The sequence below is a fragment of the Pseudomonas viciae genome (assembly GCF_004786035.1).
GTDB classification, from domain to species: Bacteria; Pseudomonadota; Gammaproteobacteria; order Pseudomonadales; family Pseudomonadaceae; genus Aquipseudomonas; species Aquipseudomonas viciae.
The window spans coordinates 798,442-817,028 of sequence record NZ_CP035088.1; the positions used below are offsets into that span (position 1 = coordinate 798,442).

General features: G+C 59.6%; 18 protein-coding genes. 14 read left to right on the forward strand and 4 right to left on the reverse strand.

All coding sequences use genetic code 11. The annotated features are described in order from the left end of the window. The first annotated feature begins 112 nt into the window (after positions 1 to 112). From EPZ47_RS03530 to gntB, 6 genes are all read left to right on the forward strand, one after another. Entirely contained in the window at positions 113 to 1,075 is a 963-nt protein-coding gene (locus tag EPZ47_RS03530) for a proline dehydrogenase family protein (RefSeq protein WP_135843555.1), read from the forward strand. A gap of 11 nt (positions 1,076 to 1,086) precedes the next feature. Beyond that, a complete protein-coding gene (locus EPZ47_RS03535) occupies positions 1,087 to 2,148 on the forward strand; it encodes a threonine aldolase family protein (RefSeq protein WP_135843556.1) in 1,062 nt (353 codons plus the stop codon). Beyond that, complete coding sequence (locus tag EPZ47_RS03540) at positions 2,145 to 3,449, forward strand: hypothetical protein (RefSeq protein WP_135843557.1); 1,305 nt, start codon at positions 2,145 to 2,147, stop codon at positions 3,447 to 3,449. Before EPZ47_RS03535 ends, EPZ47_RS03540 begins: the two co-directional genes overlap by 4 nt. Continuing rightward, positions 3,446 to 4,654: an MFS transporter gene (locus EPZ47_RS03545; protein WP_135843558.1), complete on the forward strand. Its 1,209-nt coding sequence runs from the start codon at positions 3,446 to 3,448 to the stop codon at positions 4,652 to 4,654. Before EPZ47_RS03540 ends, EPZ47_RS03545 begins: the two co-directional genes overlap by 4 nt. 3 nt (positions 4,655 to 4,657) lie before the next feature. Continuing rightward, complete coding sequence (locus EPZ47_RS03550; RefSeq protein ID WP_238346741.1) at positions 4,658 to 5,773, forward strand: aminotransferase class V-fold PLP-dependent enzyme; 1,116 nt, start codon at positions 4,658 to 4,660, stop codon at positions 5,771 to 5,773. 195 nt (positions 5,774 to 5,968) lie between these two features. Continuing rightward, positions 5,969 to 6,955: a guanitoxin biosynthesis L-arginine gamma (S) hydroxylase gene (gene gntB, locus EPZ47_RS03555; protein WP_135843560.1), complete on the forward strand. Its 987-nt coding sequence runs from the start codon at positions 5,969 to 5,971 to the stop codon at positions 6,953 to 6,955. Between the two features lie 73 nt (positions 6,956 to 7,028). On the opposite strand, the gene EPZ47_RS03560 is transcribed toward gntB, so the two are convergent. Together EPZ47_RS03560 and EPZ47_RS03565 are read right to left on the reverse strand one after the other, a co-directional pair. Next, positions 7,029 to 7,373, reverse strand: a complete 345-nt coding sequence (locus tag EPZ47_RS03560; RefSeq protein ID WP_135843561.1) for a cupin domain-containing protein — start codon at positions 7,371 to 7,373, stop codon at positions 7,029 to 7,031. Positions 7,374 to 7,470: 97 nt separating this feature from the next. Continuing rightward, the gene (locus EPZ47_RS03565) at positions 7,471 to 8,352 is read right to left on the reverse strand and encodes a LysR substrate-binding domain-containing protein (RefSeq protein WP_135843562.1); all 882 of its coding nucleotides are present in this window, start codon (positions 8,350 to 8,352) and stop codon (positions 7,471 to 7,473) included. Between the two features lie 216 nt (positions 8,353 to 8,568). Here EPZ47_RS03565 and EPZ47_RS03575 point away from each other — a divergent pair, with 216 nt between their 5' ends. Beyond that, positions 8,569 to 9,333, forward strand: coding sequence for a sulfite exporter TauE/SafE family protein (locus EPZ47_RS03575; RefSeq protein WP_135843564.1), 765 nt, complete (start codon positions 8,569 to 8,571; stop codon positions 9,331 to 9,333). On the opposite strand, the gene EPZ47_RS03580 is transcribed toward EPZ47_RS03575, so the two are convergent. Further along, positions 9,323 to 9,637: a putative quinol monooxygenase gene (locus EPZ47_RS03580; protein WP_135843565.1), complete on the reverse strand. Its 315-nt coding sequence runs from the start codon at positions 9,635 to 9,637 to the stop codon at positions 9,323 to 9,325. The two genes, EPZ47_RS03575 and EPZ47_RS03580, sit on opposite strands and share 11 nt — an antisense overlap. A gap of 202 nt (positions 9,638 to 9,839) precedes the next feature. Between EPZ47_RS03580 and mdaB the strand changes: the two genes are divergently transcribed. From mdaB to EPZ47_RS03595, 3 genes are all read left to right on the forward strand, one after another. Next, a complete protein-coding gene (mdaB, locus tag EPZ47_RS03585; protein ID WP_135843566.1) occupies positions 9,840 to 10,430 on the forward strand; it encodes an NADPH:quinone oxidoreductase MdaB in 591 nt (196 codons plus the stop codon). A gap of 111 nt (positions 10,431 to 10,541) precedes the next feature. Next, positions 10,542 to 11,453, forward strand: a complete 912-nt coding sequence (locus EPZ47_RS03590; RefSeq protein WP_135843567.1) for a LysR family transcriptional regulator — start codon at positions 10,542 to 10,544, stop codon at positions 11,451 to 11,453. Positions 11,454 to 11,556: 103 nt separating this feature from the next. After that, entirely contained in the window at positions 11,557 to 12,450 is an 894-nt protein-coding gene (locus EPZ47_RS03595) for an NAD-dependent epimerase/dehydratase family protein (protein WP_135843568.1), read from the forward strand. 123 nt (positions 12,451 to 12,573) lie between these two features. Here the strand turns inward: EPZ47_RS03595 and EPZ47_RS03600 are convergent, their stop codons facing one another. Beyond that, positions 12,574 to 14,019, reverse strand: a complete 1,446-nt coding sequence (locus tag EPZ47_RS03600) for a SulP family inorganic anion transporter (protein ID WP_135843569.1) — start codon at positions 14,017 to 14,019, stop codon at positions 12,574 to 12,576. Positions 14,020 to 14,352: 333 nt separating this feature from the next. Here EPZ47_RS03600 and EPZ47_RS03605 point away from each other — a divergent pair, with 333 nt between their 5' ends. The 4 genes from EPZ47_RS03605 (at position 14,353) to EPZ47_RS03620 (ending at position 18,552) form a co-directional block, all read left to right on the forward strand. Next, positions 14,353 to 15,702: a GntT/GntP/DsdX family permease gene (locus EPZ47_RS03605; RefSeq protein ID WP_135843570.1), complete on the forward strand. Its 1,350-nt coding sequence runs from the start codon at positions 14,353 to 14,355 to the stop codon at positions 15,700 to 15,702. 22 nt (positions 15,703 to 15,724) lie between these two features. Further along, a complete protein-coding gene (locus EPZ47_RS03610) occupies positions 15,725 to 16,585 on the forward strand; it encodes a MurR/RpiR family transcriptional regulator (RefSeq protein ID WP_135843571.1) in 861 nt (286 codons plus the stop codon). 1 nt (position 16,586) lies between these two features. Further along, complete coding sequence (locus EPZ47_RS03615; RefSeq protein ID WP_135843572.1) at positions 16,587 to 18,059, forward strand: N-acyl-D-amino-acid deacylase family protein; 1,473 nt, start codon at positions 16,587 to 16,589, stop codon at positions 18,057 to 18,059. Positions 18,060 to 18,183: 124 nt separating this feature from the next. Further along, positions 18,184 to 18,552, forward strand: coding sequence for a glyoxalase superfamily protein (locus tag EPZ47_RS03620; RefSeq protein WP_135843573.1), 369 nt, complete (start codon positions 18,184 to 18,186; stop codon positions 18,550 to 18,552). The last annotated feature ends 35 nt before the right edge of the window (positions 18,553 to 18,587 follow it).

Here is an 18,587-nt window from a genome sequence, read left to right on the forward strand (position 1 = left end):
GAAACGCCGCGAGTGATAACAAGTTGTTATAGTTGTGGAGCCTTGACAGAAAAAAATCGTTGCACAATACTCGGCGCTCAGGACGAGCAATTATTATCAAGGAGCGATACCCATGCCTTCGCAGGATACGTGCGTACTTATATCTGCCGGCCTTAAAAAGTTGGCGCTGAATCAAGAATGTCGAGACGCCTTCAGTAAAGACTCATTATTCTTCAGGTTATTCGAGCAAGCGGCTCACCGCTATATTATCGCCTCGGATCGAGAAACACTCCGTGATAAGCTGCAATTACTCCGCAATAAAGGCTATCGACTCGGTGTTGAGTATGTCGGCGAGGAGAATCATGATCCTCACGTCGTACAAACGTTCGTCGATGAGTACCTGAAATCTATCCAGACTTTCTCCAAGGCTGGATTAACTCCACAGTTGGGTTTCGATTTAAGCGCAGTGGGCATGCTTATTTCCCAGGAAACTGCCTATCGCAACGCCGCCACTATCTTGTCTGCTGCCGCAGAACATAACATTCCCGTGATGATTAGCATGGAACACTCTTCGGCGGTCGATAAGATCCTCGAAGTGTATTCCCAGTTGGCCCCAGATCACGCCAATATTGGCCTCACTGTGCAAGCCCACTTGCATAGAACAGTTGATGATCTATCTGCAATCATTGGTTATGGTCGTAAAATCAGATTGGTCAAAGGCGTTTATAACGAAGCGCCTGAAATAGCCCTGCCGCGGGGAGCGGAACTGGATGAGCGCTATTTGACGTTACTCGCCGAAATCCTCGAGGCCAGGATTGCGGTCAGTTGTGCGACGCAGGATCCCACCTTGATCAAGCGCATTTTCGACCAGGGGTACCATTCGCAGATCCAGGAACTGGAAATGCTCCACGGGGTGCAACCCGAGACGTTGCGCAAAGCCAAAGAAGCAGGGCTGGCTTGCCGTATCGCGGCGGTTTACGGCGACAGCTGGTACCTGCATTTTCTGCATCGACTCGCGGAGTCGCCTGAAAACGTCCTGGAAGCTCTCGCAGACTTCTACGACCCCTCCCGCATTGTCTTTGGCGCAGGTTATTAACGGAGCATCTCATGTTTATCGATCTCAGAAGCGATACGGTAACCAAGCCAACGGAAGGCATGCGCAAGGCGATTTATCAGGCAGAAGTGGGTGATGACTGTTTCGGTGAAGACCCGAGCGTGCGTGCGCTGGAGGAATACTGTGCCAATTACTTCCAGAAGGAAGCGGCGCTGTTCACCTCGGGTGGCACCTTGAGCAACCAGTTGGCAATCAAGGCACTGACCAACCCGGGCGATGAGATATTCCTGGACGCCTCGTACCACATCAATTTCTACGAGTCCGCCTCGACGTCGGCCTTTTCAGGGGTCAACTTTTCGCTTTCCAATCACGACAATGGCCTGTTCGACGTCAGTGACCTGGAAAAGCTCCACGCCTCCAAATGCCGCTGGAGTCAGAACTACGCGTTGCCACGGGTGGTGGTGATTGAAAACACCCTCGGCTGTAAAGGTGGTGCCATCTTTCCTCTGCAGCAAATGAACAATGTCTTTGCCTATGCCAGGGATATCGGTGCCTATCGTTATCTCGACGGTGCACGCATTCTCCATGCGTCTATTGCCTCCGGCATCGATGTGACGTCATACACCGACAACGCTGATCTGCTGTCCATGTGTCTGTCAAAGGGGTTGGGAGCGCCGATCGGTTCGATCATGGTGGGTTCCCAGGAGTTGATACTGCGCGCTAAAAAATACCGGAAATGGTTCGGCGGCGATCTGCACCAGGCCGGCATGATGGCGGCTGCCGGGCTTTATGCGATGCAGAATCACGTTGAACGGCTGGTCGAAGACCATGAGCACGCAGCCTTGCTGCACCAGTTGCTCAACGATATCGACGAGACGCCCGCGCGCTACAAGGGCACTAACATGGTCACCCTGGACGTTGCCTCGCTGGGTGTTGCACCGGTGCAGTTCGCAGCTGTTCTGCGCCAGAACGGGGTGGGGGGCTTGCCGTATAACGCCAGGGAAATGCGCTTCATGCCGCATATCGACATCAGTCGCGACGATATTTATAAAGCCGCCGGGATTATCAAGGATACCGTTCGAGCGCTCAGTCGGGCCGGGGAGACGGTCAAGTGATCTATAAGAAAAACATTGTGCTGATCGTCGATGCCTATTCGACCGGCAGTCTTATTGCCCCCGCCTTTATTTCCCGTGGATTCGAATGCGTGCATGTGCGTTCCACCGCCAATGTCAACGAGTTCTATAACGCCTGGTTCCGTCCGGCGGACTTTACCCAAGACATTCTCTACAACTCGGACGCCGAGCTGCGTCAGGCGTTATCCGAATATTCCGTGCAGTTTGTGCTGGCTGGTTGCGAATTTGGTGTTGAACTGGCTGCTCATCTGGCTGGACTGTTTGATATTCCACGCCGTAATGATCCGTCCCACGCCATTCGCTGGCGCGACAAGTTTGAAATGCATGAAGCCTTGCAGCGCGCGGGTGTACGCTCGATCAAGCATTTCAAATCGGATTCGCTGGCCGCCATTCTGGAGTGGATAAAAGAGCAACGCATCCTGCCGGTGGTGTTGAAACCGATCAAAAGTGCCGGGTCGGACAATATTCATATCTGCACGCAGGAAAGCGAAGTTGAACAGGCCTTCGAGGTCATCAAGTCGAGCCGGAACCTGTTTCTCGAAAGTAACGAGCAGATTCTGGTCCAGCAGTATCTGGATAACTCGGATTTCAACTCGGAGTTGTCGGCGAGCAAATCCACTGATGTGGACATTGAATATTGCGTCAATACCGTGAGTGTCGACGGTCAGCACTATGTCAGCGAAATCATCCGGGTGTACCGCACTCGGATCGGCGATTCGCCGGTGCACGACTACAACCAGTTGATGTGCCCGGTGGACAATGCCGATGTCTACCGTCGTCTGTCGCAGTACATCTTTTCCGTGCTCGATGCACTGGGTATCCGCCAGGGCGTAGGCCACAGCGAACTGATGATTGTCGACGATGAACCGGTGCTGCTTGAAACAGCGGCACGGATGCCGGGTGGCATTGATCTGTCGGCTTATACACGGGCCTTGGGGCATAACCAGTTGAGCCTGTGGATCGACTCGCTGGTCAACCCCCAGGCTTTTCTCGATGACCGACAACGCCCGCGAAACAAGCTCTATTTTCATTCCAGCTGTGTGTTTCTGATTGCTCGACAGGCGGGGCCGATCAAGCGAGTACCGAACCTGGCTCGGTGGAAAGCGATTCCTGGGGTACACAGCATCAAGATCCAGGATGAAGGGACGCTGAAGAAAACCGTTTCCCTGGAAAACTGCCCAGGTCACGTGTTCATTCTCGACCGCGACCGTGCCGCCATTCAGAAGAGCATAGAGTTGCTGCGCGAGGACGAACCCGGCGTCTACAGGGAAATGCTGGCATGAAAGACGTGTCGGGTGAGTTGGCCGTGCAAGGCGGGCTCAAGGTGTATAGCAGGCCCGTGGTCCTGTTGCTGTCGGCGACGTTTATCCTGACCGTTGCCCGGGCGCTGGCCTTGCCGTATCTGGTGGTTTATTTCTCCCAGGCCTTTGGCCTGGGGGTCACCGATATCGGTCTGGTGGTGGGCGGCGCGTTGATCGTCAGCTCCATCCTGGGTGTCTACGGCGGCTTTCTGGTGGACCGGTTTTCCAACTATCGGATCCTGCTCGGCGCCGCCACATTGTTTGCCTTGGCATTTGCCGTGGCTTATCAGGTCGCCAGCCTGGTGCCGTTCATCATCGCCATCGTGGTGGTCAATCTGTCCTACGCGGTGATCGATATCGCGGTGAAATCAGGCATCGGTTTTCTGGTGACGGCGGACAAGCGCGCCAGCGTGTTTTCCATGAAGTACACGCTGACCAATGTCGGTTATGCCATCGGCCCTTTCCTGGGTGTGCTGTGCGCGAAAATCAGCCCCGGCCTGCCGTTTGCGGTCTCGGCGCTGATCGGGGTGGCTTTTGTGGTGCTGTACAGCGGGATGGGCGAGCGACTTCCTCGCGGCGAGGGCGTGGCGCGGCCAAATAATGATTTTGCCCGCGTACTGGTCCATTTGGTGCGTAACTACCGGCTGGTGTGTTTTACGATCGGCGGCATTCTCAGTGCCATCGTGTTTGGTCAGTTCACGGCCTATCTGTCGCAATACTTGATCGTGACCAGCACTGCGGAGAATACCTACAACATCATCAACTATTTGGTGACCACCAATGCTTGCGTGGTCATTGGTCTGCAATACCTGGTCGGCTCCAGGATCAACCAAGGCAATCTGTTCCGGATGCTGATGCTGGGCATGCTGTTCTTCGTGGTCGGCCTGATGGGTTTTTGTTACGCACAGACCCCGGTTGTCTGGGTATTGGCCATGATCGTTTTTACCGTGGGCGAGATCATTATTATCCCGGTGGAATACCTGTTCATCGACTACATCGCCCCGGAGGACATGCGCGGCGTGTACTACGGTGCGCAGAACCTGTCGAACTTGGGGGCTGCGCTGGGGCCGGTGTTGTGCGGTGTTGCATTATCACTCTATGCACCTCAGGCCGTGTTCTACATGTTGTCCATGTGCGTGGTCGTGGCCAGTCTGTTTTATTTCCTGGGTTCAAGGCGCGAGAGGTGATTGATGATTCACTTCAATACGGCGGGTTCGGGGCTTATGTCCGCCGAGACGCTGAAGCTGATGCAACGTTACTTGCAGGACGAGTTTGAATCGGGGGCCTATGAAACCGAGTTGAATTACTCAGCGGTCCTGGACGTTGAGGTCTATGAAAACATTGCCCGGCTGCTGGGTACCGATGCACGTAACGTGGCACTTTTTGATGGCGCGACCAAGGCTTGGGTGACCGCGCTGGAGGCATTGGACTGGTCCGAAGGCGCGCGCGTGCTGGTCACTCCTTACGAATACGCGGGCAACCTGATCGCATTGGCAACATTGCAGCGCTTGTACGGCGTAGTGGTTGAAGTGATGCCGCTGCTGGCCGAGGGCAACCTCGACCTGCCATGGCTGGCCCGGCACATGAGCGCCGAGGTCAAGTTGGTCTCGATTGTCCATGTCCCTTCTTGCTGTGGGATCGTGAATGATATCGAGGCGGTGGGGCATATCCTTCGCGACTACCCGGCCTGGTACTTTGTCGATGCCTGTCAATCGGCGGGCATGCTGGCGCTGGATGTGCGCGCCGCCGGCTGCGACGTGTTGACGGCTGCCGGTAGAAAGTTCCTGTGTGGGCCGAGAGGAACAGGGTTTGCCTACTTGTCCGATCGTTTCCTGGCCACCGCGCAGCCTCGTTTCACCGACCTGGGCCGGGCCACTGTCGATGCATCCGGAGTCGTCACGCGGGGGATGGGAGATGCCCGCTGTTTTGAATATGCCGAACGTAACAATGCGGCCGTGGTGGGTTTGAATCAGGCGATCAAAGAGCGTTTGTCGAGCGCCTACGGGACGGAGTCCGAGCTCTATCGAGCGCTGTTCCGTCGTCTGGCAGACACCCCCGGCGTCAACTTGATCGCACCGGGTACCGAGCATCAGGGCATTATCGCTTTCACCCATGAGCGCTGTTCGGCGACAGAAGTCGTCAGCTATCTGCGAGCACGAGGTATCAACGCTTGGCCGGGATACGCTGCGCATACACCGTACTTCATGTTGCAGCACGGGCATCAGCGCTTTGTGCGAGTGTCCATCAACGCGAGGAACAGCGCTCAAGAGGTGGATGAGTTCATCGCGTTACTGTCCGAGTTGTAAATGATGAGCAAGACAACAAAGAGCATATAAATAGAAAGTCTATGTCGTGCGGTGTGTCGCAATGGAATGTGCGTCGTGTGTTGGCAGGTGACCGTCTGCGGCAGTGGTACTGCACTAATTGTTTGGAAAAATAATTATGGCTGTGCAGGCGTTCGCGTCTGTATTCATCACTTCGAGTTATGAAAGGGAATTCCGATGAACGATGTAAACAGGTTTAATCCTTCTGCTGAACTCAGGCTGCGCTTGCGTCCTCTGTACAAAAAAGACAATTGGCACTGGCTGGTTGCCCTGGGCGCGGACCTGCTGGTCATTGCCTCGGCGATCTTTCTAGCCAATCGCTATAACGCTCTGTATCCGCTGGCACTGCTGCTCATTGGCTCCCGGCAGAGGGCGCTCGCCTCGCTGTTGCACGAAGCGGCGCACATGACCCTGGCGCAAGGCAAGGCGCTTAACAAATGGGTCGGTGAATACCTGCTGGCCTACCCCATCTTCCAGGACTATGAAGCCTATCGTCGATCCCATGTGCAGATGCACCATCACCATCTGGGCGACAAGGATAAGGATCCCGACCATCGTTTCTACATCGAGTCGGGCCTGTATGAGGCTCAGGACCGTATGGATTTCCTGTTCCGACATCTGTTCAGGAGCGTAACGCTGGTCAATACCTACAAGTATTTCCTCTACCTGGTCAAGAACCGGGCGGGTGACATCCTGGCCAACCCGTTACAGGGCGTGAAGCTTCTGGCGGTTCATGGCGCGATGCTGCTGCTCTTCAGCTACTTCGTCGGCCCGTGGGCCTATGTCCTGTTCTGGTTGGTCCCGTACTTCACGGTATTCCAGGTGATTGGCTGGCTCTCCGAGATTTCCGAGCACTTCGGCATGTTCGGTGTGTACAAGGATGAGGTCCAGCTGACGCGCAATCGTTTCCCCTCGCTGATCGAGCGACTGTTTATCGGCATGCATGGCGACAACTATCATCTGACGCACCACCTGTTTGCCGGCGTGCCGTTCTGGAATCTGAAGCAGGCGCACCTGATATTGATGGAGGACGAAAGCTATGCGGCTGCCAACCGCGGCTGTGGCGGTATTTTCACCGCGAAAGGGCAGGCCCGATCCAGCCTCCATCAGATATTCGAGGCGTATCGAAGCGGTAAAATCAGCACCGTTGACGTGGCGGTGTAGCGGGCGGTCCGATCGCGCTGTGCTCCAAGCTTGCTTTGAGCACAGCGTATCGACAAAAGCGTACGAGGTATTGTCAGGCGAAGACGAAGTACTTGCGCACGGTCTCGACCACTTCCCAGGTGCCTTTCATGCCTGGCTCGATGACAAAAATGTCGCCGGCGCGCAGATGGATCGGCTCCATGCCTTGCGGGGTGATGATGCAGTAGCCTTCCTGGAAGTGGCAGTATTCCCACTTCACATACTCCACATACCATTTGCCGGGGGTGCAGATCCAGGTGCCCATGATCTTGCTGCCGTCTTCGCTGGTGTAGGCGTTGAGGTTGACGGTGTGCGGGTCGCCTTCGAGTTTTTCCCATTTGCAGGCATCGAGTACGGGCAGCGGGTGGGTATCGCGCAGGACGGTGATGGGTGCGGTCATGTGAACTCCGAAAGGGGCAGAAGAGAACAGGCACCCTAACGCGCGGCATGAACGGGTAGATGCCTGTGCTCGACACCGGGCTATCCAGAAGCGCACATCAGTCGGCTAGATGCCGAGCCAGGGCCTTGGCGTAGGCCGGCAAACCTTCGAAGTTACGGGCGCACAGCAACAACGCCCGGTGCGCCCAGGCCTCTTGCAGCGGGACGTATTGATACGTGGACTCGGGCGGGCGGCGGGCGATGGCGGCCTTTGGCACGATGGCGATGCCTGCGCCATGGGCCACCATGCGAATCACCCCATCGAAACCGTCGGCGCGAATGCGGATTTGCATACGCATCCCGGTGTGCAGTGCCTGTTCTTCGAGGTAGATGGCCAAGGCGCTGGAAGCGTTCAGGCCGACATAATCGTGGCTGAGGGTCTCGCTGAAACTCAGCGCTCGACCGTCAGCCAAGGGATGTCCGGACGGTAGGATCAAGACCAGTGGATCGTCGCGAAAAGGCCAGGTCTGAAGACCGGCGGTATCCACCGCGTCGGAAACGATACCCAGGTCCGCCGCGCCTTGGCGCAGCGCGTGGGTGATCCGTGAGCTGGGCAATTCCTGCAGGTCGATATCGAGGTTGGGGTGGTCCTTGAGGAAACCGGCCAGCAGCTCGGGCAGGTATTCGGTCGTGGCGCTGGTGTTGCACAGCAAGCGCACCTGGCCTTTGACACCCCTGGCGTACTCGGCCAGATCCTGTTGCAAGCGTTCGGCGTGTTGCAGCAACACCCGGGCATGTTGTGCCAGTGCTTTGCCGGCCGGCGTCGGGGTGACGCCGCGCCGGCCGCGTTCAAGCAAGTCAATGCCCAGGGACGCCTCCATGGCACGCACTCGTGCGCTGGCGGCTGCCAGGGACAGATGGCTACGGGCCGCACCGGCGGTGATGTTGCCGGTGTCGAGGATATTCAGGTAGAGGCGCAGGTCGGTGAGGTCGAAGTGCATGGGCAATGTGATCCTGTGCCGGGGTTCTGTGGTGGCTGATCTGGCGCCTTCGCGAGCAAGCCCGCTCCCACATTTGAAATGCAATCCCCTGTGGGAGCGGGCTTGCTCGCGAAGGCGGCGGTAGCACCCACAAAATTATTAGCCTCTTGCTGAAAGAGAGGCACCCTCAGTATATGACAGCTTTTCAAGCCAAAGACCAAGGCCCACGATAGCCCGATGAACACTCTCATCGCTTTCTATCAAAACCTCGGCTTGACCCTTTCCCTGCTGGTCATCGGCACCTTCCTGCTGGCCGGCACCATCAAGGGCGTGATCGGCCTCGGCCTGCCGACTATCTCCATGGGCCTGCTCGGGCTGGCTATGGCCCCGACGCAGGCTGCAGCGCTGCTGATCATTCCGGCCACCCTGACCAACCTCTGGCAACTGGCTTTCGGCGGCCATCTGCAAACCTTGATCCGACGTCTGTGGCCGCTGCTGCTGGCGATTTTCCTTGGCACCGGTCTCGGTACGCTGTGGATCGGCATGACGGGAGGCGCTTGGGTGGTGCGGGCCTTGGGCGGGGCATTGTTGCTGTATGCGCTGAGCGGGCTGTTGCTGCCAACGCTGCGGATCGCGGCCAACGTTGAACGGTGGCTCGCCCCGTTCTGCGGGCTGCTCACCGGCATCATCACTTCCGCCACGGGGGTGTTCGTCATTCCGGCGGTGCCCTATCTGCAAGCGCTGGGTTTGAGCAAGGATGAGTTGGTGCAGGCCCTGGGCCTGTCGTTCACCGTTTCGACGATGGCCCTGGCCGCCGGCCTGTTGTGGCGCGGCGCCTTGGGCGGGGGCGAGCTAAGCGCTTCCCTGCTGACGCTGGTGCCGGCGCTGCTGGGGATGTGGCTGGGGCAATGGTTGCGTCAGCGCATCAGCGCCGTGCTGTTTAAACGGGTGTTTTTCATCGGCCTCGGCGTGCTCGGCGGCCATCTGCTGGTCAGCGGTTAGCCGAGGACGGGCTGAGCATGTCGACGCGACGGATTTCGAAGTCGCGCTCCAGGTAATCCATGCGTTGTTCGAAGAACTGCTTCATGTGCGGCAGGTTTGAATGCACATCCAGGTGCGCCTGGGAGGCCCAGATCTCATAAAAGATAAACAGCGTCGGGTCTTGCTGGTCCCGCAGCATGTGGTACTCGATGCAGCCGGGCTCGGCGCGGCTCGGTTCGACGTAGGCGCGGAACAGCGCTTCGAAGGCTTGGGCTTTTTCCGGACGGGTCTTGGCGTGCAGGATGAAACCGTGCAGTTCACTCATTGGGCGGGCTCCTGGAATAAAAAGTGTCACGGAGTCTGCAGCAATAATCGACTGGTCATTCGTGCGTATAGGTCAAATCAGTTTTGCCATTGTGGTGCTTATTCCGCGCGAAGCTCATCGGTACGCTGCCGCCATCGTTTTCAACCTTTCCGTTCGGCGGCCATCCAAATGGCCCACGCCGTGGAACCCGATGAGGCTCTCCATGAAAAAAGTCCTGTTGCTCAATGGCGGCAAACAATTCGCCCACTCCGACGGTCGCTACAACACGACCCTTCACGACACGGCGCTCAGCGTGCTGGACCGTGGCGGTTTCGACGTAAAAACCACTTTCATCGACGGCGGCTACGACCTCCAGGAAGAGGTCGCCAAGTTCCTCTGGGCCGACGTGATCATTTATCAGATGCCAGGTTGGTGGATGGGCGCACCCTGGACCGTGAAGAAGTACATCGACGAAGTCTTCACCGAAGGCCATGGCAGCCTCTACGCCAGCGACGGTCGTACCCGCTCCGATGCTTCGCAGAAGTACGGCAGCGGTGGCCTGGTGCAGGGCAAGCAATACATGTTGTCACTGACCTGGAACGCCCCGCAGCAAGCCTTCGACGACCCCACCGACTTCTTCGAAGCCAAGGGCGTGGACGCCGTGTATTTTCCGTTCCACAAGGCCAACCAATTCCTCGGCATGACCGGCTTGCCGACCTTCCTCTGCGTGGACGTGATGAAACGTCCGAACATCGAGGCCGATGTGGTGCGGTATGAGCAGCATTTGATTGAGGTGTTCGGCCTGAAGGCGTGACCTGTCTTTTGCTACGTATCCCGATACTATCCTGTGGCGGGTGGGGAAACCTGCTCCCACATAGCGGGGATAAATCCCCTCGCCACACAAGATCAATCGATAGGGGAATACGTGAAAGCCAGATCCGACGAGTTGCAGATTTTCGTCTGCGTGATCGAGTGCGGATCCATCTCCGCCGCCGCCGAGCAGGTCGGGCAGACGCCGTCGGCGGTCAGTCGGACCTTGTCGCGCCTGGAGGCCAAGCTCGAGACCACGCTGATCAACCGCACCACGCGGCGCATGGACCTGACCGAGGAGGGCAAGTATTTCTTCGAGCAGGCCAAGGGTATCCTCGACCAGATGGATGTGCTGGAAGAGCGCTTGTCGTCCCGCCAGAAAAACCCCGCAGGACGCTTGCGGATCAACGCCGCGTCACCGTTCATGCTGCACGCCATCGTCCCGCACATCGAAGAGTTCCGCGGGCTCTACCCGGACATCCAGCTTGAGCTCAACAGCAACGACCTGATCATCGACCTGCTGGAGCAAAGCACCGACATCGCCATCCGCATTGGCACCCTCAGCGACTCGACGCTGCACGCCCGTTCCCTGGGTTGCAGCCCATTGCATATCCTCGCCAGCCCCGCCTACCTGAAGCAGCACGGCACGCCCTTGAGTGTCGCCGAACTGGCGAACCATGCGCTGCTGGGCTTTGCCCAGAACGAGGGCCTCAACCAGTGGCCGCTGCGTCATGTGCACGGTGATCGCTGGCCGATCCAGCCGGCCATCAGCGCCTCCAGCGGCGAGACCGTGCGCCACCTGGCGCTGCAAGGGCAGGGGATTGCCTGCCTGTCGGATTTCATGACCCGCGAAGACATTCGTGACGGTCGGCTGAAGGTGTTGCTGGCCGACGCCAACAGCGGATATCGCCAGCCGATCAACGCGGTGTACTACCGCAACTCCCAACTGGCGCTGCGGATCCAGTGTTTCCTGGACTTCATCCAGGGCAAGCTAGCCGACTACGCCTCGCGGGAATTCAAGGGCTGATTCGTGACTTCAAGGCAAGAGTGATTTGGGCAATGTGGACTGTTTCGTCAAGAAGTGGTCCTCGATACTTGTTTCATCACTTACCTGGCCAAGGAGTTTGTCCATGAACGTATTCGTCACCGGCGCTGCCGGTTTTATCGGCGGCTCCATCGCCACCGGCCTGGTACGCGCCGGGCATCACGTCACCGGTCTGGTGCGCAACGCCGAGCAGGCGAGCGAACTGAGTGCGCTGGGCATCCAGCCGATCGTCGGCACCCTGGAAGACAGCGCGCTGCTCACCGCGCAGGCCCGTGCCGCCGACGCGGTGATCAATGCCGCCAGCAGCGACCATCGCGGTGCGGTCGAAGCCTTGATCGATGGGCTCAAAGGTTCGAACAAAGTGCTGTTGCACACCAGCGGTTCGAGCATCGTCGGTGACGCTTCGGGCGGTCGTTCCAGCGAGACCATCTACTACGAAAACAAGCTGCCGCCACCCACCGCCGACAAGGCTGCCCGTGTCGCGATCGACAACCTGGTCCTGGACGCCGCCAAGCAAGGCGTGAACTCGGCGGTGATCTGCAACACCCTGATCTACGGCCACAGCCTGGGCGTCAAGCGTGACAGTGTGCAGCTGCCGCGGCTGCTCAAGCAGGCGCGTAAAAGTGGGGTGGTGCGGCATGTGGGGTTGGGGCAGAACATCTGGTCCAACGTGCATATCGAGGACGTGGTCGAACTGTACAAACTGGCCCTGACCCGCAACCAGCCTGGCACGTTCTACTTCGTCGAAAGTGGCGAAGCCTCGTTCATCGACATGACCACCGCCATGGCTCGTGCATTGATGCTTGGCGAACCGCAGGACTGGCCGTTGGCCGATGCCGAAGCCGAGTGGGGCTACGAAATGGCCAACTACGGCCTGGGCTCCAACAGCCGCGTGCGGGGTAAGCATGCCCGTGAGTTGTTGGGCTGGGCGCCGAAGCGGACTTCGGTGGTGGAGTGGATTCTTAACGAAATGGTGTGAGGCAGACATCGACTTGTGGGAGCGAGCTTGCTCGCGATGGCGTCGGGTCAGTGGTATTGAAGGCGACTGACACACCGCTATCGCGAGCAAGCTCGCTCCCACAGGTTTTGTGTTGGCATATCGTCAATCGTGATGCACACCCGCCCGCTTGAGCATCTGCTTGCAGCGCTCGGACAGGTGAAACACTCGCAGGTGTTTGCCGGCTTTGCCGTAGCGCTCGCGCAGGGTCTTCAGTGCGGCAATCGCCGAGTAGTCGACGAAGCTCAGGTGACGGCAGTCCAGGGTGACCAGGGGTGGGTCGTTGGCCGGGTCGAACTGGTTGAGGAACCGTGTCGTCGAGGCGAAGAACAGTGTGCCGTGCAGGCGATAAAGTTTGCTGTCGTCGGCTTCCAGGTGCGTGTCGGCGTACAGCTCCCGGGCTTGTTGCCAGGCGAAGTTCAGCGCCGCAATGACAATCCCGCACAACACCGCGACGGCGAGGTCGGTGAACACCGTGATGACCGTCACCGCGATGATCATCAGCACATCATTCTTCGGCACCTTGTTGATCACCCGCAGCGAGGCCCAGGCAAACGTCTGTTGCGCGACCACGAACATCACGCCCACCAGCGCGGCCAGCGGAATACGCTCGATCAGCGGCGACAAAAACAACACGAACAGCAGCACCATCAGCCCGGCCACCACACCCGACAGCCGCCCGCGCCCGCCAGAGCTGAGGTTGATCACCGTCTGGCCGATCATCGCGCAACCGCCCATGCCGCCGAACAATCCAGACGCCATGTTCGCCGCGCCCAATGCCACGCATTCACGGTCCGGATAACCGCGGCTCTCGGTGATTTCATCGGTCAGGTTCAGGGTCAGCAAGGTTTCCAGCAGGCCGACCATGGCCATGATTACCGCGTAGGGTACGACGATCTGCAGGGTTTCCAGGTTCCAGGGGATGTCCGGCAGCGCAAAGGCCGGCAAGCCGCCGGCGATGTGGGCCATGTCACCCAGTGTTCGGGTCGGTAGGCCAAGCAGGTAGACCGCCAGGCCGATGCCGAGGATCGCCACCAGGGCCGGTGGCACGCTGCGGGTCAGGCGCGGCAGCAGGTAGACGATGGCCATGGTCAGCGCCACCAGGCCAGCCATCAGATACAGCGGGGCACCGCTCAGCCAACTCCCGCCGCTTTTGAAATGCTCCAGTTGGGCCAGCGCAATGACAATCGCCAGGCCGTTGACGAAGCCGAGCATCACTGGGTGCGGGACCATGCGCACCAGCTTGCCCAACCGCAGCAGCCCGAAGGTCATCATGATCAGCCCGCCGAGCAACACCGTGGCCAGCAGGTATTGCACACCGTGCTGCACCACCAGCGCGACGATTACCACGGCCATCGACCCCGCCGCCCCCGACACCATGCCCGGCCGGCCACCGAACAGGGCGGTCAGCGTGCAGATGATGAACGCGCCGTACAGCCCCATCAGCGGGTTGAGGTGGGCCACCAGGGCGAAGGCGATGCACTCGGGAAGCAAGGCGAAAGACGTGGTGAGGCCGGCGAGGGCGTCGGCGCGAAGACGTGCTGGTTTCATGGTTTACCTGATTGGGCGCCGGTGGAGAGTCGGCTGCCGGGGGAGCGGTGCAAAAACAGGTGCGAATGGTACGGAATTGAGTGCCGCGCGACCAGTCATTGGCTGCCGGGGGGCTGCTTTGCAGCCCAGCGGGAGCTAGCTCCCTCGCCACAGAAGATCAATCCGGGGATGAAAGTTCGGTGGTGAATTTTCATTGCCGCTGCTTCGCGATATCCGTCAGCGACACTTCTTATCTGTGTACGAAAATTACTTTCAGTGCGTTTGAAGATTTCTCCTCGAAATGATTTATGAGTTTCACGACACATCGACGTGACCCCATTCGAGGAGTAACGCATGGCACCTGAATTCGGTTATTGGCTGTTGGTCTACGCGGCCATCGCGATCATTGCGCTGATCGTTCTGATCGCCCGCTACCGGCTCAATCCGTTCATCGTGATTACGTTGGTGTCCATCGGTCTGGCACTGCTGGCCGGAATGCCGCCGTCGAGCGTGGTGGGGGCGTATGAGGCGGGTGTCGGCAAGACATTGGGGCACATTGCGCTGGTGGTGGCCCTGGGCACGATGCTTGGCAAGATGATGGCCGAGTCTGGCGGGGCCGAGCGGATGGCGCAGACGCTGATCGAACGCTTCGGCGAGCGCAACGCCCATTGGGCGATGGTGTGCATCGCGTTTCTAGTCGGGCTGCCGTTGTTCTTCGAAGTCGGTTTTGTGCTGTTGGTGCCCATCGCATTCACCATCGCCCGGCGCGTCGGCGTGTCGATCCTGATGGTGGGGTTGCCGATGGTCGCCGGGCTCTCGGTGGTCCATGCGCTGGTGCCACCCCATCCGGCGGCGATGCTGGCAGTGCAAGCGTTCCAGGCCTCGGTGGGGCAGACCTTGCTCTACGCGATCCTGATTGGCATCCCCACCGCGATCATTGCCGGTCCCCTGTACGCCAAATTCATCGTGCCACGCATCCAGCTGCCGGCCGACAACCCGCTGGAGCGGCAGTTTCTCGACCGCGAACCCCGCGCCGACCTGCCAGGTTTTGGCGTGACCCTGGGGACGATCCTGCTGCCGGTGGTGCTGATGTTGATCGGCGGCTGGGCCAACCTGATCTCCACGCCGGGCAGCGGTTTCAACCAGTTCCTGCTGTTCATCGGCAACTCGGTGATCGCCCTGTTGCTGGCGACCATCCTGAGCTTCTGGACCCTCGGCCTGGCCCAGGGCTTCAACCGTGAATCGATCCTCAAGTTCACCAACGAATGCCTGGCACCGACGGCCAGCATCACCTTGCTGGTGGGCGCGGGCGGCGGTTTGAACCGGATCCTGGTGGATGCTGGCGTCACGCAACAGATCGTCGGTCTGGCCCAGGAATTCCAGCTGTCGCCGCTGGTCATGGGCTGGCTGTTCGCCGCACTGATGCGTGTTGCCACCGGCTCGGCCACGGTGGCGATGACCACGGCCTCGGGCATCGTCGCGCCGGTGGCGATCGGTCTGGGGTATCCCCATCCCGAACTGCTGGTGCTGGCCACTGGCGCCGGGTCGGTTATCTTTTCCCACGTCAACGACGGCGGCTTCTGGCTGATCAAGGAATACTTCAATATGACCGTTGCCCAAACCTTCAAGACCTGGACGGTACTGGAAACGCTGATCTCCGTGGTCGCGTTCGGCCTGACCCTCGGGCTTGCGCGTTTACTCTGAACGCAACCACACCGGAGCCGCCATGGACATCCTCTACCAGATCCGCTCTCGCCAGGATTCCTTCAGCGCTGGCGAAGGAAGAATCGCCCGGCTGATGCTCGACGACGTAGGCTTTGCCGCCTCCGCCAGCCTCGATGAACTGGCCCAGCGGGCCGAAGTCAGCAGTGCCACGCTGTCGCGCTTCGCCCGTACCGTCGGTTGTCGCGACCTGCGCGATCTGCGCCTGCAATTGGCCCAGGCCAGCGGCGTCGGCAGCCGTTTCCTCGACCCGGCCGGCGCGCCCGAGCAGTCGGCGTTTTATGGGCAGATTGTCGGCGATATCGAGTCGACCTTGCGCCAGCATCTGTCGGCGTTCGAAGAGTCACGGTTCGCCGATGCCGTGCGTCTGCTGGGCAAGGCGCGGATGATTCATGCGTTCGGTCTCGGTGGTTGGTCGGCGCTGTGCGGGGAGGAGTTGCAGGTGCGGCTGGTGCGTTTCGGCTACCCGATTGCCGCCTGCCGCGACCCGGTGATGATGCGCATCACCGCCACCTCCCTGAGCGACGAACATCTGGTCATTGCCTGTTCCCTCACCGGCATCACCCCGGAACTGTTGGGCGCGGTTGAGCTGGCCCGCAGTTACGGTGCGGCCATCCTGGCCATCACCCGCGCCGACTCGCCGCTGGCCCGATTGGCCGACGTGGTGCTGCCGCTGCAAGGCGCGGAAACCTCGTTCATCTACAAACCCACGGCGGCGCGCTACGGCATGCTACTGGCCATCGATGTGCTCGCCACCGAGCTCGCGCTGGCCCGCCCCGAAGACAATCAAGAGCGCCTACGACGAGTCAAACTCGCCCTGGACGATTACCGCGGCGGCGACGATGACTTGCCGCTGGGAGACTGACATGGTGTACGACACGCTTATCCGCAACGCGCTGGTCATCGATGGCAGCGACACACCCGGTTACCGCGCCGACGTGGCGATTCGCGCCGGTCGCATCGAGCGCATCGGCGACTTGCACGATGCCCGGGCCGTTGAAGAAATCGACGCCGCAGGACGGGTGCTGGCGCCCGGGTTCATCGACGTGCACACCCACGACGATACGGTGGTCATTCGCCAACCCCAGATGTTGCCCAAGCTCAGCCAGGGCGTGACCACGGTCATCGTCGGCAATTGCGGCATCAGCGCGGCACCGGTCAGCTTGCGGGGCGATCCACCGGACCCGATGAACCTGCTCGGCAGCGCCCAGGCGTTCGTGTACCCGCGCTTCGCTGATTATCGCGGAGCAGTGGAAGCGGCAACGCCTGCGGTCAACGTGGCGGCGCTGGTGGGCCATACGGCCCTGCGCAGTAACCACATGGACAATTTGTTGCGCACGGCCAGCGTCGGAGAAATCGCCGCCATGCGTCAGCAACTGCGTGAAAGCCTGGAGGCCGGTGCGCTTGGCTTGTCCACAGGCCTGGCCTATGCCAACGCGTTTTCGGCCTCTACCGATGAGGTCATGCAACTGACCGAAGAGTTGAGCGCCTTCGGTGCGGTCTACACCACTCACCTGCGCAGCGAATTCGAACCGGTGCTCGAGGCCATGGAGGAGGCGTTCCAGATTGGCCGTCATGCGCAAAGCCCGGTAATCATTTCCCACCTCAAATGTGCAGGCGCCGGTAACTGGGGGCGCAGTCCGCAGGTGCTCGCGGCGCTGGAAAACGCCGCTAAAAACCATCCTGTCGGTTGCGACTGTTATCCCTACGCGGCCAGTTCCTCGACGCTGGATCTCAAGCAAGTGACCGATGCCCATCGCATCACCATCACCTGGTCGACGCCCTATCCGCACGTGGGCGGTCGCGACCTCGCCGACATTGCCAGCGAGTGGGACGTGTCGTTGCTGGATGCGGCGCGTCGGCTGCAACCGGCCGGCGCGGTGTACTACGGCATGGATGAAAGCGACGTACGACGGATCCTCGCCCATCCGTTATCCATGGTCGGCTCCGACGGCTTGCCCGAGGACCCGTTTCCCCACCCGCGTTTGTGGGGCGCTTTCCCACGGGTGCTGGGACATTTCAGTCGTGACATCGGGCTTTTTCCGTTGCACACCGCCGTGCACAAAATGACCGGTCTGTCGGCGGCACGCTTTGGCCTGAAGGAGCGTGGTGAAATTCGTGAAGACCATTGGGCGGACCTGGTGTTGTTCAATCCGCACACCATTCGCGACGTCGCCGATTTCAACGAACCGCAACGGGCGGCCGAAGGGATTGATGGCGTGTGGGTCAATGGTGTCTTGAGCTATCGCGAAGGGCAGGCAAACGGGTGTCGGGAAGGGCGGTTCCTGGCGCGCGAGGGCGATCTGCGCCTGGGGTTTAGTCCAGCGAATGGCGTGTAAGGGGCTGAGAATGTGTAAATTGGCGTCACAATAATGGCGTCGTGGCACTAAAGAAGCCGGGCCCAAGGCCGAAGCACTAAGGTCAACCCATCTACACTGGGTCTTTTCAGCCAGGGAGCAACCCATGAGCTTCGGTAAAACCACTCCGATCCTGCGGATCTTCGATGAAGCCAAGGCGTTGGCATTCTATGTCGACTTCCTGGGGTTTACCGTCGACTGGCAACATCGTTTCGGCGACGACTTCCCGCTGTACCTGCAAGTCTCCCGTGGCGACTGCGTGCTGCACCTGTCCGAACACCATGGCGACTGCACGCCGGGCTCGGCGCTGCGGATCGAGACCGATGAACTGGAAGCCTTCCAAGCGCAACTGCTCGCCAAACAATACCCCTTCGCCCGCCCGCAAATCCAAGCCATGCCCTGGGGTAGCCAGGACATGACGGTGGTCGATCCGTTTGGCAACCGGTTGGTGTTTACCAATGGGATCTGTGTGTAGCGGCGGCTGTTCGGGGGGCGAGATGATCAATCCGT